General features: G+C 55.2%; 19 protein-coding genes and 4 tRNA genes. All 23 read left to right on the forward strand.

Annotation, left to right across the window (positions count from 1 at the left end; genetic code table 11):
- The first annotated feature begins 207 nt into the window (after positions 1–207).
- Positions 208–1,167 carry a bifunctional biotin--[acetyl-CoA-carboxylase] ligase/biotin operon repressor BirA gene (birA, locus tag F8N66_RS28010; RefSeq protein WP_150773214.1) on the forward strand — a complete coding sequence of 320 codons (960 nt, stop codon included), beginning with the start codon at positions 208–210 and terminating at the stop codon, positions 1,165–1,167.
- On the forward strand, positions 1,157–1,906 hold the full coding sequence (locus F8N66_RS28015; protein ID WP_150773215.1) for a pantothenate kinase: 750 nt from the start codon (positions 1,157–1,159) through the stop codon (positions 1,904–1,906). Before birA ends, F8N66_RS28015 begins: the two co-directional genes overlap by 11 nt.
- A 7-nt stretch (positions 1,907–1,913) precedes the next feature.
- Entirely contained in the window at positions 1,914–2,354 is a 441-nt protein-coding gene (locus F8N66_RS28020; protein ID WP_150773216.1) for a hypothetical protein, read from the forward strand.
- A gap of 143 nt (positions 2,355–2,497) precedes the next feature.
- Positions 2,498–2,582 (forward strand) — tRNA-Tyr (locus F8N66_RS28025).
- A gap of 23 nt (positions 2,583–2,605) precedes the next feature.
- Positions 2,606–2,679, forward strand: a tRNA-Gly gene (locus F8N66_RS28030).
- A 26-nt stretch (positions 2,680–2,705) separates the two neighbouring features.
- Positions 2,706–2,781, forward strand: a tRNA-Thr gene (locus F8N66_RS28035).
- Positions 2,782–2,948: 167 nt separating this feature from the next.
- A tRNA-Trp gene (locus F8N66_RS28040) sits at positions 2,949–3,024 on the forward strand.
- A gap of 45 nt (positions 3,025–3,069) precedes the next feature.
- Positions 3,070–3,438: a preprotein translocase subunit SecE gene (gene secE, locus F8N66_RS28045; RefSeq protein WP_150773217.1), complete on the forward strand. Its 369-nt coding sequence runs from the start codon at positions 3,070–3,072 to the stop codon at positions 3,436–3,438.
- A 9-nt stretch (positions 3,439–3,447) separates the two neighbouring features.
- Positions 3,448–3,981: a transcription termination/antitermination protein NusG gene (nusG, locus tag F8N66_RS28050; RefSeq protein ID WP_007933727.1), complete on the forward strand. Its 534-nt coding sequence runs from the start codon at positions 3,448–3,450 to the stop codon at positions 3,979–3,981.
- A 117-nt stretch (positions 3,982–4,098) separates the two neighbouring features.
- A complete protein-coding gene (rplK, locus tag F8N66_RS28055) occupies positions 4,099–4,530 on the forward strand; it encodes a 50S ribosomal protein L11 (protein ID WP_007933726.1) in 432 nt (143 codons plus the stop codon).
- Entirely contained in the window at positions 4,530–5,225 is a 696-nt protein-coding gene (gene rplA, locus F8N66_RS28060; protein WP_003186095.1) for a 50S ribosomal protein L1, read from the forward strand. The genes rplK and rplA overlap by 1 nt, the downstream gene beginning before the upstream one ends.
- Positions 5,226–5,425: 200 nt before the next feature.
- A complete protein-coding gene (rplJ, locus tag F8N66_RS28065) occupies positions 5,426–5,926 on the forward strand; it encodes a 50S ribosomal protein L10 (RefSeq protein WP_150773218.1) in 501 nt (166 codons plus the stop codon).
- 75 nt (positions 5,927–6,001) lie between these two features.
- Entirely contained in the window at positions 6,002–6,367 is a 366-nt protein-coding gene (gene rplL, locus F8N66_RS28070) for a 50S ribosomal protein L7/L12 (RefSeq protein WP_077046802.1), read from the forward strand.
- Between the two features lie 219 nt (positions 6,368–6,586).
- Entirely contained in the window at positions 6,587–10,660 is a 4,074-nt protein-coding gene (rpoB, locus tag F8N66_RS28075; RefSeq protein ID WP_150773219.1) for a DNA-directed RNA polymerase subunit beta, read from the forward strand.
- 64 nt (positions 10,661–10,724) lie between these two features.
- Positions 10,725–14,924, forward strand: a complete 4,200-nt coding sequence (rpoC, locus tag F8N66_RS28080) for a DNA-directed RNA polymerase subunit beta' (protein WP_150773220.1) — start codon at positions 10,725–10,727, stop codon at positions 14,922–14,924.
- Positions 14,925–15,140: 216 nt separating this feature from the next.
- On the forward strand, positions 15,141–15,512 hold the full coding sequence (rpsL, locus tag F8N66_RS28085; protein WP_002555494.1) for a 30S ribosomal protein S12: 372 nt from the start codon (positions 15,141–15,143) through the stop codon (positions 15,510–15,512).
- A gap of 118 nt (positions 15,513–15,630) precedes the next feature.
- Positions 15,631–16,101: a 30S ribosomal protein S7 gene (gene rpsG, locus F8N66_RS28090; RefSeq protein ID WP_002555493.1), complete on the forward strand. Its 471-nt coding sequence runs from the start codon at positions 15,631–15,633 to the stop codon at positions 16,099–16,101.
- Between the two features lie 30 nt (positions 16,102–16,131).
- Positions 16,132–18,237 (forward strand): elongation factor G, encoded by a 2,106-nt coding sequence (gene fusA / locus F8N66_RS28095; RefSeq protein ID WP_150773221.1) that lies wholly within the window; start codon positions 16,132–16,134, stop codon positions 18,235–18,237.
- 30 nt (positions 18,238–18,267) lie between these two features.
- Positions 18,268–19,461 carry an elongation factor Tu gene (gene tuf / locus F8N66_RS28100; protein WP_103403382.1) on the forward strand — a complete coding sequence of 398 codons (1,194 nt, stop codon included), beginning with the start codon at positions 18,268–18,270 and terminating at the stop codon, positions 19,459–19,461.
- Between the two features lie 156 nt (positions 19,462–19,617).
- Positions 19,618–19,929 carry a 30S ribosomal protein S10 gene (gene rpsJ, locus F8N66_RS28105; protein ID WP_003186070.1) on the forward strand — a complete coding sequence of 104 codons (312 nt, stop codon included), beginning with the start codon at positions 19,618–19,620 and terminating at the stop codon, positions 19,927–19,929.
- Positions 19,930–20,009: 80 nt separating this feature from the next.
- Positions 20,010–20,645 carry a 50S ribosomal protein L3 gene (gene rplC, locus F8N66_RS28110; RefSeq protein WP_003186059.1) on the forward strand — a complete coding sequence of 212 codons (636 nt, stop codon included), beginning with the start codon at positions 20,010–20,012 and terminating at the stop codon, positions 20,643–20,645.
- 12 nt (positions 20,646–20,657) lie between these two features.
- The gene (gene rplD, locus F8N66_RS28115; protein WP_003228735.1) at positions 20,658–21,260 is read left to right on the forward strand and encodes a 50S ribosomal protein L4; all 603 of its coding nucleotides are present in this window, start codon (positions 20,658–20,660) and stop codon (positions 21,258–21,260) included.
- Complete coding sequence (gene rplW, locus F8N66_RS28120; protein WP_002555488.1) at positions 21,257–21,556, forward strand: 50S ribosomal protein L23; 300 nt, start codon at positions 21,257–21,259, stop codon at positions 21,554–21,556. The genes rplD and rplW overlap by 4 nt, the downstream gene beginning before the upstream one ends.
- Positions 21,557–21,564: the final 8 nt, after the last annotated feature.

A 21,564-nucleotide genomic window follows, 5' to 3' on the forward strand; every position in this document is an offset into this window, starting at 1 on the left:
AACTCAGAAGTGAAACGATGCATCGCCGATGGTAGTGTGGGGTTTCCCCATGTGAGAGTAGGTCATCGTCAAGATTAAATTCCGAAACCCCAATTGCGAAAGCAGTTGGGGTTTTGTTTTTGCCTGCAGAAAACTGATTCTCCGTGTTTCTATGCAACGGCTTGAGGCGTGGCTATCATGCGGGCCTCATTGTGAGGCGAGACTTGCATGCTGACGTTGTTAAAGCTTCTTAAAGATGGCCGATTCCATTCGGGACAAGCGCTTGGGGCCGCTCTGGGCGTTAGTCGCAGTGCTGTGTGGAAACAGCTTCAGCAACTAGAGGCTGAGCTAGGTTTGTCCATTCATAAGGTTCGAGGGCGTGGCTATCAATTGGCCGCACCTCTGGCCCTGCTCGATCCTGCGGAAATCGGGCGGTTGGCGTCTAATTGCGATTGGCCTGTCCTGGTCTTTGACTCCATCGACTCCACTAACGCTGAAGCACTGCGTGCTATCGAGCGCCTTCAAGCTGCGCCCTTTCTTGTGCTGGCGGAGCGGCAGACCGCCGGCCGCGGGCGGCGGGGGCGTAAATGGGTCAGCCCATTCGCTGAAAACATCTACTGCAGCGTTGTTTTGCGGGTAGAAGGTGGAATGCGTCAGCTGGAAGGGTTGAGCCTGGTTGTCGGGCTCGCCGTCATGCAGGCCTTGCGCGGGGTTGGTGTTCAGGGCGTTGGTTTAAAATGGCCCAACGATGTCCTGGTCGGCCAGAAGAAAATTGCCGGAATACTGCTTGAGTTGGTTGGGGATCCGGCTGATGTGTGCCACGTGGTGATCGGCGTGGGGATTAACGTAAATATGCAGATGACCGATGAGGTTGACCAGCAGTGGACGTCCGTGCGGCTTGAGTCGGGTAGAGTGATAGATCGCAATTACTTGGTCGCTGAGCTTGAAATGACACTGCAGAAATACCTGGAGCGGCATCGGGATGGTGGGTTTTCAGCGGTGCAGGATGAGTGGCAGCAAAATCATCTGTGGCAGGGGCGTGCGGTGTCGTTGATTGCGGGTGTTAACCAGATAGATGGTGAGGTTCTGGGTATCGATAGCCAGGGCGGTCTGCGCTTGAAGGTGGATGGTGTGGAAAAAGTCTTCAGTGGCGGTGAGTTGAGCCTGAGGTTGCGTGATGATTCTTGAGCTCGACTGCGGAAACAGTTTTATCAAGTGGCGAGTGCTCAATGCAAATGCCCGGCTGGTGGTGGGAGAGGGTGTTGTCGATTCGGATCGTGCGTTGTTGCAGGGCGTAAAAGCGCTCAAGGGGCTTGCACTGAGGTCTTGCCGACTGGTGAGTGTAAGGACCTCTGAAGAAACCAGTGAATTGATCTCTCTCCTGAAGGGGGCGTTCGATGTGACAGTGGTTTGTGCAGCGCCTGCGCTTGATATGGCGGGTGTTCGCAACGGCTATGAGGAATTCGAGCGATTGGGGCTTGATCGCTGGCTCGCGTTGCTGGGTGGATTCCACCTGGCTGCAGGGGCCTGTCTTGTACTGGACTTCGGCACGGCCGTTACCGCTGATTTTGTTGCTGCGGACGGGCAGCATCTTGGCGGATTCATATGCCCTGGAATGCCTTTGATGCGCAATCAACTCCGCACTCACACCCGGAAAATTCGCTACGGCGATCTTGCTGCTGAGCGTGCATTGGAAGAGCTCGTACCGGGTCGGACGACGGTTGAGGCGGTAGAGCGCGGCTGCCTGTTGATGTTGCGTGGCTTTGTGCTGACTCAGCTTGAATTGGCACGTAGCTACTGGGGGGAGGATTTCGCGGTGTTTCTTACCGGTGGTGATGCGGCGTTGATTTCCGAGGTTGTGCCTGACGCCAGGGTCGTTCCGGATCTGGTGTTTGTCGGCTTGGCCATGGCTTGCCCTTTGTCCTGAGGTCTTTATGCGTTGGTTGTTTCTGCTGCTGCTTGTTCTCAATGTGTTTTATTACATCTGGCATCAACAGGAGGCGCCTCTGCGTGCCAAAGACGTAACGCCTTTGAGCCTGTATCGCGGCTCCCAGCAGGACATACGTCTGTTGAGCGAGGCGACAGATACGACAAGGGGTGAAGGAAAGGTAGTGCAGGCAGAGACTGAATGCCTTTATGTGGGTGGATTTGCACGTCAGGAGGCCGAGCAGGCGCTTGAGCGCAGGTTGACCGGCATGGGCGTGAAGTATCAACCGCTGCCTGCAAGTCAGGCTGAGCCCCCGGCGTACTGGGTTCGGGTGGCCCCTGAAAGCAAGCGTTGGCTGGATGACTTGCAGCTGATAAACCTTTCTAGAGAATTCAATGAGTTAAAACATAAAATAATGCCTTGTGGGGGGGTTGCACCCATCGAATAGTTTGCATAGAATGGCGCCCGCTCCACAGCGAAGACCTAAAGCGGTCAGCGAGGTGAAGCGAGGTCAATGCAGATAAGCTCAGGATTTTAATGAGAAAAATGCTTGACAGAAGGTCGGCGTAGTATAAAATGCCGGCTCGCTTAGGAGGGGTTCCCGAGCGGCCAAAGGGATCAGACTGTAAATCTGACGTCTACGACTTCGAAGGTTCGAATCCTTCCCCCTCCACCATTTTAGCGAGAGCTGCAAGCCTCGCGGGTATAGTTTAGTGGTAGAACCTCAGCCTTCCAAGCTGATGATGCGGGTTCGATTCCCGCTACCCGCTCCAAGTTTGCAGGTTTTGCACAGTGTTACGCTCTTGTAGCTCAGTTGGTAGAGCACACCCTTGGTAAGGGTGAGGTCAGCGGTTCAAATCCGCTCAAGAGCTCCATATAACAAGGCAGATATGAAAATATCTGCCTTTGTTTTAGGGGTCGCAGTTGTGAGTCGTTCCTGATGTCGCTGGTTAGAAGCTGGCTACCTCATGGCAATTGCGGACAAGTAATTTGTTGTAAAGTCTTTTTCGGGCCGGCATAATGGTCGGCCTGATTTTGTTTTAGGTCAGTAGCTCAATTGGCAGAGCGACGGTCTCCAAAACCGTAGGTTGGGGGTTCGATTCCCTCCTGACCTGCCAGATTCACTAGGTGTGTCTGGCTTTCTTTTCACAGGATCTTCATAGATGACTCCTAAGGCTGAAGCTCAAGGCTCTCGCTTCGATCTGCTCAAGTGGCTTGTAGTAGTCGCTTTGGTGGTTATTGGCGTTGTTGGCAATCAGTATTACTCTGCTTCGCCAATCCTGTATCGCGTGCTTGCATTGCTTGTCATCGCTGCTGTAGCTGCCTTTGTAGGCCTGCAGACGGTTAAGGGCAAGTCCTTCTTTGTGTTGATCAAGGAGGCGCGCACCGAAATTCGTAAAGTCGTATGGCCAACTCGCCAAGAAACCACGCAGACCACGTTGATCGTTGTGGCTGTTGTTCTGGTTATGGCGTTGCTGTTGTGGGGGCTCGATTCCCTGCTCGGTTGGCTTGTTTCCTTGATTGTCGGCTAAGGGTGTCCCGTGGCTAAGCGTTGGTATGTTGTGCATGCTTACTCGGGTTACGAGAAGCATGTGATGCGCTCGCTCATAGAGCGCGTAAAGCTGGCTGGCATGGAAGATGGCTTTGGCGAAATTCTGGTCCCCACTGAAGAAGTGGTGGAAATGCGTAATGGCCAGAAGCGCAAAAGCGAGCGTAAGTTCTTCCCGGGTTATGTGCTGGTCCAGATGGACATGAACGAGGGTACTTGGCACTTGGTCAAGGATACGCCTCGGGTGATGGGTTTCATTGGTGGTACTGCCGATAAGCCTGCGCCAATCACTGATAAAGAGGCAGAAGCGATTCTGCGTCGCGTCGCTGATGGCAGCGATAAGCCCAAGCCGAAGACGTTGTTCGAGCCGGGCGAGTCGGTGCGTGTCAATGATGGTCCGTTTGCCGATTTTACGGGGACGGTCGAAGAAGTTAACTACGAAAAGAGCCGGATCCAGGTCGCAGTGCTCATTTTCGGTCGCTCTACCCCGGTAGAGTTGGAGTTCAGTCAGGTCGAAAAGGTCTAGCTGATCATGCATCCCAACCCCGCAGCCCAAGGCTGTGGGGTTTTGTCGTCACTGGGATAAACGCGCAAGTAACCGGGGAGCCTTTCGAGGCGTTTGAACCCGTAATTGGAGTGCCTCATGGCCAAGAAGATTACCGCTTACATCAAGCTGCAAGTGAAGGCCGCTCAGGCTAACCCAAGCCCACCTGTTGGTCCTGCTCTGGGTCAGCACGGCGTGAACATCATGGAATTCTGCAAGGCTTTCAACGCCCGTACCCAGGGTCTTGAGCCAGGTCTGCCGACTCCAGTGATCATCACTGTCTACAGCGACCGTAGCTTCACGTTCGAAACCAAATCCACCCCTGCTTCGGTTCTGCTGAAGAAGGCGGCCGGTCTGACCAGCGGTTCCGCTCGTCCGAACACCGTTAAGGTTGGCACTGTAACCCGTGCTCAGCTGGAAGAAATCGCGAAAACCAAAAACGCGGATCTGACTGCAGCTGATATGGAAGCAGCCGTGCGTACTATCGCCGGTTCTGCTCGTAGCATGGGCCTTAACGTGGAGGGTGTGTAATGGCTAAGCTGACCAAGCGTCAAAAGGCTATCGCCGGCAAAATCGAAGCAGGCAAGGCCTACAACTTTGTAGACGCCGCTGCGCTGCTGGCTGAGCTGTCGACTGTCAAGTTCAGCGAGTCGTTCGACGTTGCTGTGAATCTGGGTGTTGACCCGCGTAAATCCGACCAGGTCGTTCGTAGCGCTACCGTGCTGCCGCACGGCACTGGCAAGACTGTTCGCGTTGCTGTGTTCACCCAGGGTCCAGCTGCTGAAGCCGCTCTGGCTGCCGGCGCTGATCGCGTAGGTATGGACGATCTGGCTGCCGAAATGAAAGGCGGCGACCTGAACTATGACGTTGTGATCGCATCCCCTGATGCCATGCGCGTTGTAGGTCAACTGGGTCAGATCCTCGGTCCACGTGGTCTGATGCCTAACCCTAAAGTCGGCACCGTAACTCCAGACGTAGCTACCGCGGTTAAAAACGCCAAGGCTGGTCAGGTTCGTTATCGCACCGACAAAAACGGCATCATCCACACTTCCGTTGGCAAGATCGGCTTCGATGCCGTCAAGCTGAAGGAAAACGTTGAAGCCCTGATCGCTGATCTGAAGCGTATCAAGCCAGCTTCCTCGAAAGGCATCTACGTCAAGCGCGTTACCCTGAGCACCACCATGGGCCCAGGTCTGGTTATCGACCAGAGCTCGCTGGACGCGTAAGACAAAAATTGGTGCAAGCGATTGCACCAGTTTGAAAAAATTGGGGTCCCTGCCTGGCGGGGGCTATCCAAGACCGTAGGCGACGCAAGTCTTAAACCTCAAGCCTACGCAGATGGTGCTCCCGGTTCCTTACCGAATCAGACACCAAAACGACATCCGGCTCTGGCCAGATGAAACGGTAACAAGCAGGAGTTAAACCCGTGGCAATTAATCTCGAAGACAAGAAGGCCATCGTCGCTGAAGTCAACGAGGCTGCCAAAGCTGCTCTGTCCGCTGTCGTGGCTGATGCCCGTGGTGTGACAGTAGGCGCTATGACCGGACTCCGTAAAGAGGCCCGTGAAGCTGGCGTTTACGTACGCGTTGTACGTAACACCCTGCTCAAGCGCGCTGTTGCTGACACTGAATACAGTGTTCTCAACGACGTGTTCACTGGCCCGACCTTGATCGCATTCTCCACCCAACATCCTGGCGCTGCTGCCCGTTTGTTCAAGGAGTTCGCTAAAGGTCAGGACAAGTTCGAGATCAAGGCAGCTGCGTTCGAGGGCAAGTTCCTCGCAGCTAACCAAATCGACGTGCTGGCAACTCTGCCGACCCGTGACGAAGCTATTTCCCAGCTGATGAGCGTGATTCAAGGCGCTACCAGCAAGCTGGCTCGTACACTGGCTGCAGTTCGCGACCAAAAAGAAGCTGCCGCAGCCTAAGGCTCGTCAACTTCTCGCGTTTTTTGTTTATTTCGATGGTCGCGTAGGCCGTCCCCCAATTCAGGAATTAGATTCATGTCTATCTCTCAAAACGATATCCTTGAAGCAGTTGGCAACATGTCCGTAATGGAAGTTGTTGAGCTGATCAAAGCTTTCGAAGAAAAATTCGGTGTTACCGCTGCTGCTGCTTCGGCTGGTCCAGCTGCTGCTGCCGCTGTTGTTGAAGAGCAAACTGAATTCAACGTCATGCTGACCGAAGCTGGCGAGAAGAAAGTTAACGTGATCAAGGCTGTACGTGAACTGACCGGTCTGGGCCTGAAAGAAGCCAAGGCAGTAGTTGACGGCGCTCCTGCAATGGTTCTGGAAGGCGTTGCCAAAGACGCAGCTGACAAAGCCAAAGCAGCTCTGGAAGAAGCAGGCGCTAAAGTCGAGCTGAAGTAAGCATCGACTTTGCGTTTCCAGCCCGAGCGTTAAGCGAAAGGCTGATGGCTGGTGGCTCTTGCCACCGGCCTTTTTCCGTTATTGGCAGCCGACTGGGTCGGCGCTGATAACGAGCTGTAACCACCCGATGCGGTGGCGCAAACCATGGGGTTTGCACGATTTTCTGGCTGCTCCCGTCGGGAGGGCCAAACAAGCAGGTGACCAAGCTGGGGAACGCTGATGGCTTACTCATATACTGAGAAAAAACGTATCCGCAAGGACTTTAGCAAGTTGCCGGACGTCATGGATGTGCCTTACCTCCTGGCCATCCAGCTGGATTCGTATCGTGAATTCTTGCAAGCGGGAGCGACTAAAGATCAGTTCCGCGACGTGGGCCTGCATGCGGCCTTCAAATCCGTTTTCCCGATCATCAGCTACTCCGGCAATGCTGCGCTGGAGTACGTCGGTTATCGCCTGGGCGAGCCGGCATTTGATGTCAAAGAATGCGTATTGCGCGGTGTAACTTACGCCGTACCTTTGCGGGTAAAAGTGCGCCTGATCATTTTCGACAAAGAATCGTCGAACAAAGCGATCAAGGACATCAAAGAGCAAGAAGTCTACATGGGTGAAATCCCCCTGATGACTGAGAACGGTACCTTCGTAATCAACGGTACCGAGCGAGTAATCGTTTCCCAGTTGCACCGCTCCCCGGGCGTGTTCTTCGACCACGACCGTGGCAAGACGCACAGCTCCGGTAAGTTGCTGTACTCCGCGCGGATCATTCCTTACCGCGGTTCGTGGCTGGACTTCGAGTTCGACCCGAAAGACTGCGTATTCGTGCGTATTGACCGTCGTCGCAAGCTGCCTGCCTCGGTACTGCTGCGCGCGCTCGGCTATACCACTGAAGAAGTGCTGGACGCGTTCTATTCCACCAACGTATTCCACGTGAAGGGCGAGACCCTGAGCCTGGAGCTGGTGCCTCAGCGCCTGCGCGGTGAAATCGCAGTCCTGGATATCCAGGATGACAAAGGCAAGGTGATTGTCGAGCAGGGTCGTCGTATCACGGCTCGCCACATCAACCAGCTGGAAAAAGCCGGTATCAAAGAGCTGGACGTGCCTCTGGACTACGTCCTGGGTCGCACTACCGCCAAGGTCATCGTGCATCCGGCAACCGGCGAAATCCTGGCAGAGTGCAACACCGAGCTGAACACCGAGATCCTGGCGAAAATCGCCAAGGCCGGCGTCGTTCGCATTGAAACTCTGTACACCAACGATATCGACTGTGGTCCGTTCGTCTCTGACACGCTGAAGATCGACTCCACCAGCAACCAATTGGAAGCGCTGGTCGAGATCTATCGCATGATGCGTCCAGGCGAGCCGCCAACCAAAGACGCTGCCGAAACCCTGTTCAACAACCTGTTCTTCAGCCCTGAGCGCTATGACCTGTCTGCGGTCGGCCGGATGAAGTTCAACCGCCGTATCGGTCGTACCGAGATCGAAGGTTCGGGTGTGCTGTGCAAGGAAGACATCGTCGCGGTACTGAAGACCCTGGTCGACATCCGTAACGGTAAAGGCATTGTCGATGACATCGACCACCTGGGTAACCGTCGTGTTCGCTGCGTTGGCGAAATGGCTGAGAACCAGTTCCGCGTTGGCCTTGTGCGTGTTGAGCGTGCGGTCAAAGAGCGTCTGTCGATGGCTGAAAGCGAAGGCCTGATGCCGCAAGACCTGATCAACGCCAAGCCAGTGGCTGCGGCGGTGAAAGAGTTCTTCGGTTCCAGCCAGCTGTCCCAGTTCATGGACCAGAACAACCCGCTGTCCGAGATCACCCACAAGCGTCGCGTCTCTGCACTCGGCCCTGGCGGTTTGACTCGTGAACGTGCCGGCTTCGAAGTTCGTGACGTACACCCGACTCACTATGGTCGTGTTTGCCCGATCGAAACGCCGGAAGGTCCGAACATCGGTCTGATCAACTCCTTGGCGGCTTATGCGCGCACCAACCAGTACGGCTTCCTCGAAAGCCCGTACCGCGTGGTGAAAGACGCGCTGGTTACCGACGAGATCGTGTTCCTGTCCGCCATCGAAGAAGCTGATCACGTGATCGCTCAGGCTTCGGCCACGATGAACGACAAGAAGGTCCTGATCGACGAGCTGGTAGCTGTTCGTCACTTGAACGAGTTCACCGTCAAGGCGCCAGAAGACGTCACCTTGATGGACGTATCGCCGAAGCAGGTAGTTTCGGTTGCAGCGTCGCTGATCCCGTTCCTCGAGCACGACGACGCCAACCGTGCGTTGATGGGTTCGAACATGCAACGTCAAGCTGTACCCACCCTGCGCGCTGACAAGCCGCTGGTAGGTACTGGCATGGAGCGTAACGTAGCCCGTGACTCCGGCGTTTGCGTCGTGGCTCGTCGTGGCGGCGTGATCGACTCAGTCGACGCCAGCCGTATCGTGGTTCGTGTTGCCGATGACGAAGTTGAAACCGGCGAAGCTGGTGTCGACATCTACAACCTGACCAAGTACACGCGCTCCAACCAGAACACCTGCATCAACCAGCGTCCGCTGGTGCGTAAGGGTGATCGGGTTCAGCGTAGCGACATCATGGCCGACGGTCCGTCCACCGACATGGGTGAACTGGCGCTGGGTCAAAACATGCGCATCGCGTTCATGGCATGGAACGGCTTCAATTTCGAAGACTCCATCTGCCTGTCCGAGCGTGTGGTTCAGGAAGACCGCTTCACCACGATCCACATTCAGGAACTGACCTGTGTGGCACGTGACACCAAGCTTGGCCCAGAGGAAATCACTGCGGACATCCCGAACGTGGGTGAAGCTGCACTGAACAAGCTGGACGAAGCCGGTATCGTTTACGTAGGTGCTGAAGTTGGCGCGGGCGACATCCTGGTGGGTAAGGTCACTCCGAAAGGCGAGACCCAACTGACTCCGGAAGAGAAGCTGCTGCGTGCGATCTTCGGTGAAAAAGCCAGCGACGTTAAAGACACCTCCCTGCGTGTACCTACCGGTACCAAAGGAACTGTCATCGACGTACAGGTCTTCACCCGCGACGGCGTTGAGCGTGATGCTCGTGCCCTGTCGATCGAGAAGTCCCAGCTCGACGAGATCCGTAAGGACCTCAACGAAGAGTTCCGTATCGTTGAAGGCGCTACTTTCGAACGTCTGCGTTCCGCCCTGGTCGGCCGCAAAGCCGAAGGCGGCGCCGGTCTGAAGAAAGGTCAGGAAATTACTGACGAAGTGCTGGACGGTCTTGAGCATGGCCAGTGGTTCAAACTGCGCATGGCTGAAGATGCTCTGAACGAGCAGCTCGAGAAGGCTCAGGCCTACATCGTTGATCGCCGTCGCCTGCTGGACGACAAGTTCGAAGACAAGAAGCGCAAGCTGCAGCAAGGCGATGACCTGGCTCCAGGCGTGCTGAAAATCGTCAAGGTTTACCTGGCAATCCGTCGTCGCATCCAGCCGGGCGACAAGATGGCCGGTCGTCACGGTAACAAGGGTGTGGTCTCCGTGATCATGCCGGTTGAAGACATGCCGCACGATGCCAATGGCACCCCGGTCGACGTTGTCCTCAACCCGTTGGGCGTACCTTCGCGTATGAACGTTGGTCAGATCCTTGAAACTCACCTGGGCCTCGCGGCCAAAGGTCTGGGCGAGAAGATCAACCGCATGGTTGAAGAGCAGCGTAAGGTTGCCGAGCTGCGTAAATTCCTGCACGAGATCTATAACGAGATCGGCGGTCGTCAGGAAAGCCTTGATGACTTCTCGGACCAGGAAATCCTGGATCTGGCTCAAAACCTGCGTGGCGGCGTTCCTATGGCCACTCCAGTGTTCGACGGCGCCAAGGAAAGCGAGATCAAGGCCATGCTGAAACTGGCAGACCTGCCAGAAAGCGGCCAGATGCAGCTGACTGACGGCCGTACCGGCAACAAGTTCGAGCGCCCGGTTACCGTTGGCTACATGTACATGCTGAAGCTGAACCACTTGGTAGACGACAAGATGCACGCGCGTTCTACCGGTTCGTACAGCCTGGTTACCCAGCAGCCGCTGGGTGGTAAGGCGCAGTTCGGTGGTCAGCGTTTCGGGGAGATGGAGGTCTGGGCACTGGAAGCATACGGTGCCGCTTACACTCTGCAAGAAATGCTCACAGTGAAGTCGGACGATGTGAACGGCCGTACCAAGATGTACAAAAACATCGTGGATGGCGATCACCGTATGGAGCCGGGCATGCCCGAGTCCTTCAACGTGTTGATCAAGGAAATTCGTTCCCTCGGCATCGATATCGATCTGGAAACCGAATAACACGTGACGCGAATCGAGAGCGGGGCAGGACTGCCCGCTCTCTGCTCCGCCAGGAGGAAAGGCCTTGAAAGACCTACTGAATTTGCTGAAAAACCAGGGTCAAGTCGAAGAGTTCGACGCCATCCGTATCGGATTGGCATCGCCTGAGATGATCCGTTCGTGGTCGTTCGGTGAAGTTAAAAAGCCGGAAACCATCAACTACCGTACGTTCAAACCTGAGCGTGACGGCCTGTTCTGCGCCAAGATCTTTGGCCCGGTAAAGGATTACGAGTGCCTGTGCGGTAAGTACAAGCGCTTGAAGCACCGTGGCGTAATCTGCGAGAAGTGCGGCGTTGAAGTCGCGCTGGCAAAAGTTCGTCGTGAGCGCATGGCGCACATCGAGCTGGCTTCTCCGGTTGCCCACATCTGGTTCCTGAAATCGCTGCCGTCCCGTATCGGCCTGCTGATGGACATGACCCTGCGTGATATCGAGCGCGTTCTCTACTTCGAGAGCTATGTCGTTATCGATCCAGGCATGACCACCCTTGAAAAAGGCCAGCTGCTGAACGATGAGCAGTATTTCGAAGCGCTGGAAGAGTTCGGCGACGATTTCGATGCCCGCATGGGTGCCGAAGCTGTCCGTGAGCTGCTGCACGCTATCGACCTGGAGCACGAGATTGGTCGTCTGCGCGAAGAGATTCCGCAAACCAACTCCGAAACCAAAATCAAGAAGCTGTCCAAGCGTCTGAAGTTGATGGAAGCCTTCCAGGGTTCCGGCAACCTGCCAGAGTGGATGGTGCTGACCGTTCTGCCGGTTCTGCCGCCGGATCTGCGTCCACTGGTCCCGCTGGATGGCGGTCGCTTCGCGACTTCCGACCTCAACGACCTGTATCGTCGAGTGATCAACCGTAACAACCGCTTGAAGCGTCTGCTCGATCTGTCCGCACCGGACATCATCGTGCGCAACGAAAAGCGTATGTTGCAGGAAGCTGTCGACGCCTTGCTCGATAACGGTCGTCGTGGCCGCGCTATCACCGGTTCCAACAAGCGTCCTCTGAAATCCCTGGCTGATATGATCAAGGGTAAACAGGGTCGTTTCCGTCAGAACTTGCTCGGTAAGCGTGTTGACTACTCCGGTCGTTCGGTAATTACCGTAGGTCCGACCCTGCGTCTGCACCAGTGCGGTCTGCCGAAGAAAATGGCTCTCGAGCTGTTCAAACCGTTCATTTTCGGCAAGCTGGAAATGCGTGGTCTCGCTACCACCATCAAAGCTGCCAAGAAGATGGTCGAGCGCGAGCTGCCGGAAGTCTGGGACGTTCTCGCAGAAGTCATCCGCGAACACCCGGTTCTGCTCAACCGTGCACCGACCCTTCACCGTCTGGGTATCCAGGCGTTTGAACCGGTACTGATCGAAGGTAAGGCTATTCAGCTGCACCCTCTGGTCTGTGCTGCGTACAACGCCGACTTCGACGGCGACCAAATGGCCGTGCACGTACCGCTGACACTGGAAGCCCAGCTGGAAGCGCGTGCGTTGATGATGTCGACCAACAACATTCTGTCGCCAGCCAACGGTGAGCCAATCATCGTTCCTTCGCAGGACGTTGTACTGGGTCTGTACTACATGACGCGTGAAGCGATCAACGCCAAGGGCGAGGGTCGTGTGTTCGCGGATCTGCAGGAAGTTGACCGTGTGTTCCGTGCCGGCGAAGCCGCACTGCACGCCAAGGTCAAAGTGCGGATCAACGAAACCGTAAACGACCGTGATGGCGGCAGCGTGAGCAACACCCGCATCGTCGACACCACTGTCGGCCGCGCGCTGTTGTTCCAGGTTGTGCCAAAAGGTCTGTCGTACGACGTCGTCAACCTGCCAATGAAGAAAAAGGCGATTTCCAAGCTGATCAACCAATGCTACCGCGTGGTTGGTTTGAAAGAGACCGTGATCTTCGCTGACCAGTTGATGTACACAGGTTTTGCCTATTCGACCATCTCTGGCGTCTCCATCGGTGTTAACGACTTCGTTATTCCGGATGAGAAAGCCCGCATCATCAATGCTGCCACCGATGAAGTGAAAGAGATCGAAAGTCAGTACGCCTCCGGCCTGGTAACCCAGGGCGAGAAGTACAACAAAGTGATCGACCTCTGGTCCAAGGCGAACGACGAAGTTTCCAAGGCGATGATGGCCAACCTCTCGAAAGAGAAAGTCATCGACCGTCATGGCGTCGAAGTCGACCAGGAATCCTTCAACTCGATGTACATGATGGCTGACTCGGGTGCGCGGGGTTCCGCAGCACAGATTCGTCAGCTGGCCGGTATGCGTGGCCTGATGGCCAAGCCGGACGGTTCCATCATTGAAACGCCGATTACTGCGAACTTCCGTGAAGGTTTGAGCGTACTCCAGTACTTCATTTCGACTCACGGTGCTCGTAAGGGTCTTGCGGATACCGCGTTGAAAACGGCTAACTCCGGTTACCTGACTCGTCGTCTGGTAGACGTTGCACAAGATCTGGTTGTAACCGAGATCGATTGCGGCACCGAACACGGTCTGCTGATGACTCCGCACATTGAAGGCGGTGACGTTGTAGAGCCGTTGGGTGAGCGCGTATTGGGTCGTGTTATTGCCCGTGACGTATTCAAGCCGGGCACCGAGGACGTTATCGTTCCTGCTGGCACCCTGGTTGACGAAAAGTGGGTCGAGTTCATCGAGCTGAACAGCATCGACGAAGTGATCGTGCGTTCGCCAATCAGCTGCGAAACACGCTACGGCATCTGTGCCAAGTGCTATGGCCGTGACTTGGCTCGTGGTCACCAGGTGAACATCGGTGAAGCGGTCGGCGTTATCGCTGCCCAGTCCATCGGTGAGCCGGGTACCCAGCTGACGATGCGTACGTTCCACATCGGTGGTGCGGCAAGCCGGACCTCCGCGGCTGACAGCGTTCAGGTGAAGAATGGCGGTACCGTCCGTCTGCACAACCTGAAGCACGTTGAGCGAGTGGATGGCCACCTGGTGGCGGTATCCCGTTCCGGTGAGCTGGCAATCGCTGATGACTTCGGTCGTGAGCGCGAGCGTTACAAGCTGCCGTATGGTGCCGTTATTTCGGTTAAAGAGGGTGACAAGGTCGACGCTGGCGCCATCGTGGCCAAGTGGGATCCGCACACTCACCCAATCGTTACCGAAATGAAAGGTACCGTGACCTACGTGGGCATGGAAGAAGGCATCACGATCAAGCGTCAAACTGACGAATTGACCGGTATGACCAACATTGAAGTACTCGACGCCAAAGACCGTCCAGCTGCCGGTAAAGATATCCGTCCTGCTGTGAAGATGGTTGATGACAACGGCAAGGATCTCTTGCTGCCGGGTACCGACGTAATTGCTCAGTACTTCCTGCCTGCTAACGCCCTGGTCGGTGTAGCGGACGGTGCGAAAATCGCGATCGGTGACGTTATCGCTCGTATTCCGCAAGAGACTTCGAAGACCCGTGACATCACCGGTGGTCTGCCGCGTGTTGCCGACTTGTTCGAAGCCCGTCGTCCGAAAGAAGCTTCGATTCTGGCTGAAGTCAGCGGCACCATCGCGTTCGGTAAAGAGACCAAGGGCAAGCGCCGTCTGGTCATTACCCCGAACGACGGTAGCGATCCGTACGAAGAGCTGATTCCGAAGTGGCGTCACCTGAACGTGTTCGAAGGCGAACAGGTAAACCGCGGCGAAGTTATCTCCGACGGCCCGAGCGATCCACACGACATCCTGCGTCTGCTGGGTGTGAGTGCGCTGGCCAAGTACATTGTTAACGAGATCCAGGACGTTTACCGTCTGCAAGGCGTGAAGATCAACGATAAGCACATCGAGACCATCCTGCGTCAGATGCTGCGTAAAGTTGAAATCGCTGAATCCGGCGACTCCAGTTTCATCAAGGGCGACCAGATGGAATTGACTCACGTTCTGGTAGAGAACGAGCGTTTGAGCGGCGAAGACAAGTTTGTCTCCAAGTTCACTCGCGTTCTGCTGGGTATCACCAAGGCGTCGTTGTCCACCGAATCGTTCATCTCGGCGGCCTCCTTCCAGGAGACCACTCGCGTACTGACCGAAGCGGCGGTAACCGGCAAGCGCGATTACCTGCGCGGCCTGAAGGAAAACGTAGTCGTGGGTCGTCTGATCCCGGCGGGTACCGGTTTGGCTTATCACAGCGAGCGTAAGCGCCGCCGTGAAGCTGACAAGCCGTTGCGCGTGAGCGCCAGTGAAGTGGAAGCTGCACTGACCGAAGCGCTGAACTTGAGCGGTAACTGAGTTCTGCGATAAATGAGAGTAAGGCCCTGGTCGCTCCGTTCATCGAATCAAGACATTTTGTCGAGGTTGGATGGGTGGGGAGGTCGGGGCCTTGCCTTGACTGGGGACAAGATCCTCTTTAGACTCTTGTACCCCTAAATTTGGCGGGGATTCGTTCCTGTCATTTTGCTTTTCTTGCAAGACAATAGCGTCGCAAGACAACAGTGGAGCTAGTAGATGGCAACTATCAACCAGCTGGTACGTCAGCCGCGTAAGCGTATCGTCGAGAAATCCGACGTACCTGCGCTGCAGAACTGCCCGCAACGTCGTGGCGTGTGCACCCGTGTGTACACCACTACGCCGAAAAAACCTAACTCGGCACTGCGTAAAGTATGCCGTGTGCGTCTGACCAACGGTTTCGAGGTTTCCTCGTACATCGGTGGTGAAGGCCACAACCTGCAAGAGCACAGCGTGGTACTGATCCGCGGCGGTCGTGTAAAAGACTTGCCAGGTGTTCGTTACCACACCGTTCGCGGTTCTTTGGATACTTCCGGCGTTAAAGGTCGTAACCAGGGTCGTTCGAAGTACGGTACCAAGAAGCCTAAGTAGTAGCGGCTTTTTGTAAAACTGAATCATCTATTTTTCTGAGTCGATAAGAGTAAGGTCGGAGGCGTCCCGTAAGGGTGCTGATTCCGAGCGAACCTGAAGACCGTTTGAGGGCTTATCCATGCCAAGAAGACGCGTAGCAGCCAAGCGCGAAGTGCTTGACGATCCAAAATACGGAAGCCAAATCCTGGCCAAGTTCATGAACCACGTGATGGAAAGCGGCAAGAAAGCCGTTGCCGAGCGTATCGTTTATGGCGCGCTGGAAAAGGTTAAAGAACGCAAGAACAGCGACCCCCTGGAAATCTTCGAGAAAGCTCTCGACGCCATCGCTCCGCTGGTCGAAGTAAAGTCGCGCCGTGTAGGCGGTGCTACTTACCAGGTTCCGGTTGAAGTTCGTCCGTCCCGTCGTAACGCTCTGGCAATGCGCTGGTTGGTAGACTTCGCCCGTAAGCGCGGCGAGAAGTCTATGGCTCTGCGTTTGGCTGGCGAACTGTTGGACGCTGCCGAAGGTAAAGGTGCTGCAGTTAAGAAGCGTGAAGACGTGCACCGTATGGCTGAAGCTAACAAAGCTTTCTCGCACTACCGCTTCTAATTTTAGCGTCACTAATTTTGCGAGGGCTTTATGGCTCGTACTACACCGATTAATCGCTACCGTAACATTGGTATCGTTGCTCACGTGGATGCTGGTAAAACCACCACCACCGAGCGCGTCCTTTTTTACACTGGCAAAAGCCACAAAATGGGCGAGGTGCATGACGGCGCCGCGACCACGGACTGGATGGTGCAGGAGCAGGAGCGTGGTATTACCATTACTTCTGCTGCTATCACCGCCTTCTGGCAGGGTTCTGCGAAGCAGCACAAAGACCAATACCGCTTCAACGTTATTGATACCCCGGGCCACGTTGACTTCACCATTGAAGTTGAGCGTTCCCTGCGTGTACTCGACGGCGCGGTTGTTGTGTTCTGTGGTACTTCGGGTGTTGAACCTCAGTCCGAAACCGTATGGCGTCAAGCCAACAAGTACGGCGTTCCACGTATTGTTTACGTGAACAAGATGGACCGTGCTGGCGCAAACTTCCTGCGCGTGATCGCTCAGATCAAGCAGCGTCTGGGTCACACTCCGGTGCCTATCCAGTTGGCTATTGGTTCCGAAGACAATTTCCAGGGTCAGATCGATCTGATGACCATGGAAGCGGTTTACTGGAACGATGCTGACAAGGGTATGACTCCTCGTCGCGAAGCTATCCCTGCTGAACTGCAGGAACTGGCTGAAGAGTGGCGCAGCAACATGGTTGAGGCTGCGGCCGAAGCCAGCGAAGAGCTGATGAACAAATACCTCGAAGGCGAAGAGCTTTCCATCGAGGAAATCAAGGCCGCTCTGCGTCAGCGTACTATCGCTGGTGAGATCGTTCTGGCTGTTTGCGGTTCTTCCTTCAAGAACAAGGGTGTTCCCCTGGTTCTCGACGCCGTTATCGACTACCTGCCGGCTCCAACCGACATTCCTGCCATCAAGGGTACTGACCCGGATGACGAGGAAAAGCAAATGGAGCGTCATGCGGACGACAACGAGCCGTTCTCGGCTCTGGCGTTCAAGATCGCTACCGACCCATTCGTGGGTACCTTGACCTTCGTCCGCGTTTACTCGGGCGTGTTGGCCTCCGGCGACGGCGTGATCAACTCGGTCAAAGGCAAGAAAGAGCGTGTGGGTCGTATGGTGCAAATGCACGCAAACGCCCGTGAAGAAATCAAGGAAGTACGCGCTGGCGACATCGCGGCCTTGATCGGCATGAAGGACGTCACCACTGGTGAGACTTTGTGCAACGCTGACAAGCCAATCATCCTGGTTCGCATGGACTTCCCGGAGCCGGTTATTTCGGTTGCCGTAGAGCCTAAGACCAAGGATGACCAGGAAAAAATGGGTATCGCACTGGGCAAGCTTGCTCAGGAAGACCCGTCTTTCCGCGTCAAGACTGATGAAGAGACTGGTCAAACGATCATCTCCGGCATGGGCGAGCTGCACCTGGACATCCTGGTTGACCGGATGCGCCGTGAGTTCAACGTCGAAGCCAACATCGGTAAGCCTCAGGTTTCCTATCGTGAGCGCATCACGAAGAACTGTGAGATCGAAGGCAAGTTCGTTCGTCAGTCCGGCGGTCGTGGCCAGTTCGGCCATTGCTGGATCCGTTTTGCTCCTGCTGACGAAGGTCAGGAAGGTCTGCAATTCGTGAACGAAGTAGTGGGTGGTGTGGTTCCTAAGGAATACATCCCGGCTATCCAGAAGGGTATCGAAGAGCAGATGAAGAACGGCGTTGTTGCCGGCTATCCGCTGATCGGCCTGAAGGCTACCGTGTTTGATGGTTCTTACCACGACGTCGACTCGAACGAGATGGCGTTTAAGGTGGCTGCTTCCATGGCGACCAAGCAACTGGCCCAGAAGGGCGGTGGTGAGTTGCTTGAGCCGATCATGGCGGTAGAGGTTGTTACGCCTGAAGACTATATGGGTGACGTGATGGGCGACCTTAACCGTCGTCGCGGCATGATTTTGGGTATGGAAGACACGGTCTCCGGCAAAGTAATTCGTGCCGAAGTTCCGTTGGGCGAGATGTTCGGTTATGCGACCGACGTTCGTTCCATGTCCCAGGGTCGCGCAAGCTACTCTATGGAATTCAAAAAATACAATACAGCTCCGTCGCACATCGTCGAAACTGTAACCAAAAAACAAGGCTGATTCAGTCCTTTAGGCAAGGAGTTAATTGTCGTGGCTAAAGAAAAATTTGATCGTTCCCTACCGCACGTCAACGTTGGCACTATCGGTCACGTTGACCACGGTAAAACCACTCTGACCGCTGCTCTGACCCGCGTCTGCTCCGAAGTATTCGGTTCGGCTCGTGTTGACTTCGACAAGATCGACAGCGCACCAGAAGAAAAAGCTCGTGGTATCACCATCAACACCGCTCACGTTGAATACAACTCGAGCATTCGTCACTACGCTCACGTTGACTGCCCAGGTCACGCTGACTATGTGAAGAACATGATCACTGGTGCTGCCCAGATGGACGGCGCGATCCTGGTTTGCTCGGCCGCTGATGGTCCGATGCCACAAACCCGTGAGCACATCCTGCTGTCCCGTCAGGTAGGCGTTCCGTACATCGTGGTTTTCCTGAACAAGGCTGACCTGGTAGACGACGCTGAGCTGCTGGAACTGGTTGAGATGGAAGTGCGCGATCTGCTGAGCACTTACGACTTCCCAGGTGACGACACTCCAATCATCATCGGTTCCGCGCGTATGGCGCTGGAAGGCAATGACGAAAACGAGATGGGTACCACTGCCGTTAAGCGCCTCGTAGAGACTCTGGACAGCTACATCCCAGAGCCAGAGCGTGCTATCGACAAGCCATTCCTGATGCCAATCGAAGACGTATTCTCGATCTCCGGTCGTGGTACTGTTGTGACTGGTCGTATCGAGCGCGGTATCGTTCGCGTTCAAGATGCACTGGAAATCGTTGGTCTGCGTGACACCACCACCACCACCTGCACCGGTGTTGAGATGTTCCGCAAGCTGCTCGACGAAGGTCGTGCTGGCGAGAACTGCGGCGTTCTGCTGCGTGGCACCAAGCGTGACGACGTTGAGCGTGGTCAGGTTCTGGTTAAGCCGGGTTCGGTTAAGCCGCACACCAAGTTCACCGCAGAAGTTTACGTTCTGAGCAAGGAAGAAGGCGGTCGTCACACTCCGTTCTTCAAAGGCTACCGTCCACAGTTCTACTTCCGTACTACTGACGTGACCGGTAACTGCGAGCTGCCAGAAGGCGTTGAAATGGTAATGCCAGGTGATAACATTCAAATGACTGTTACCCTGATCAAAACCATCGCAATGGAAGACGGTCTGCGCTTCGCAATTCGTGAAGGCGGCCGTACCGTTGGTGCTGGTGTTGTAGCTAAAATCATCGAGTAAGCTCTTTTTGAGTTAGCTTTGATGCTTTGAGAAAGCCCCCGCTCAGCGGGGGCTTTTTTATTGGGTTGACACCTATCTGGGGCGTCTATAGAATTGCGCCTCCTTTTAACGGGCGTATTGCGCCCGGTGGGAATAGCAGCCGGAGTCTGAAATCCAATGCAAAATCAGCAAATCCGTATCAGGTTGAAGGCTTTTGATCATCGCCTGATCGACCAATCCACCCAGGAAATCGTGGAAACCGCGAAACGTACTGGTGCTCAAGTGCGTGGTCCAATTCCACTGCCTACCCGTAAAGAGCGGTTCACCGTTCTGGTCTCCCCGCACGTCAACAAAGACGCGCGTGACCAGTACGAGATCCGTACTCATAAGCGCGTTCTGGACATCGTCCAGCCAACGGATAAAACCGTTGATGCGCTTATGAAGCTTGATCTTGCGGCCGGTGTGGAAGTGCAGATCAGCCTCGGCTAAGACTCGGTCTTAGTCGTGTAACGCTCTGAAATGGGCGGCCATAGCGGGTGAAAGCCCCGTACACTCATGAGGTTTACAACATGACTATTGGTGTAGTCGGTCGTAAATGCGGTATGACCCGTATTTTCACCGAAGAAGGTGTCTCCATTCCGGTCACGGTCATTGAGATCGAGCCGAATCGCGTCACCCAGTTCAAAACTGAAGAGACCGATGGCTATCGTGCAGTGCAAGTCACTGTCGGCGAGCGTCGTGCTTCGCGTGTAACAGCAGCTCAGGCTGGCCACTTCGCCAAGGCGAACGTTGCCGCTGGTCGTACCGTAATGGAATTCCGCCTTGAAGAAGGCGAGTACCAGGCCGGCGATCTGATCAACGCTGAAATCTTCGCCGCTGGTCAACTGGTTGATGTAACCGGTCAGTCCAAAGGTAAAGGCTTCCAGGGTACGATCAAGCGTTGGAATTTCCGCGGGCAAGATAACACCCACGGTAACTCCGTATCCCACCGCGTTCCAGGCTCTATCGGCCAGTGCCAGACTCCTGGTCGTGTATTCAAGGGCAAAAAAATGTCCGGTCATATGGGCGCTGAGCGCGTGACCGTGCAGTCCCTCGAAGTAGTGCGCGTGGACGCTGAACGCAATCTGTTGTTGGTCAAGGGCGCTGTTCCTGGCGCTACTGGCGGCAACTTGGTTGTACGTCCAGCAGCCAAGGCTCGCGGTTAAGGGGAAGCTGACATGCAATTAAATGTAAATGACGCTCAAGCGATCGAAGTTTCCGAACTGACATTTGGCGGCGAATTCAACGAGACGCTGGTTCACCAAGCAGTCGTGGCCTACATGGCCGGCGGCCGTCAAGGTAGCAAGCAGCAAAAGACCCGTTCCGACGTTCGTGGTGGCGGTAAGCGCCCATGGCGTCAGAAAGGTACTGGCCGTGCTCGTGCCGGTACTATCCGTAGCCCAATCTGGCGTGGCGGCGGTACCACTTTCGCAGCTCGTCCTCAGGATCACTCCCAAAAGCTGAACAAGAAGATGTATCGCGCAGCAATGCGTTCCATCCTTGCTGAGCTGGTGCGTACTGATCGTCTGGTCGTGGTTCAGGATTTCGCCGTTGAGACGCCGAAAACCAAAGACCTGCTGGGCAAACTGAACAACATGAGCCTGACCGACGTTCTGATCGTGTCGGACGCTGTTGATCAGAACCTGTACCTGGCTGCTCGCAACCTGCCGCACGTAGATGTACGTGACGTGCAAGGTTCCGATCCAGTTAGTCTGATCGCATACGACAAGGTGTTGATCACCGTGTCGGCCGTGAAGAAATTCGAGGAGCTGCTGGGATGAACCAGGAACGCGTATTTAAAGTTCTGCTTGGCCCGCACGTTTCCGAGAAGGCTACGGTTCTGGCAGACAAGAAAGGCCAGTTCGTTTTCAAGGTTGCTACTGACGCAACCAAGCTGGAAATCAAGAAGGCCGTCGAAAGCCTGTTCAGCGTGAAAGTAGAGCGTGTTACTACCCTGAACGTTCTGGGTAAGAGCAAGCGCACTGCTCGCGGTCTGGGCAAGCGTAATGACTGGAAGAAGGCAGTTATCTCCCTTCAGCCAGGCCAAGATCTCGATTTCAGCAGCAGTGCTGAGTAAGGAAGGGG

The organism is Pseudomonas fluorescens (assembly GCF_902498195.1).
Classification (GTDB): Bacteria; Pseudomonadota; Gammaproteobacteria; order Pseudomonadales; family Pseudomonadaceae; genus Aquipseudomonas; species Aquipseudomonas fluorescens_BU.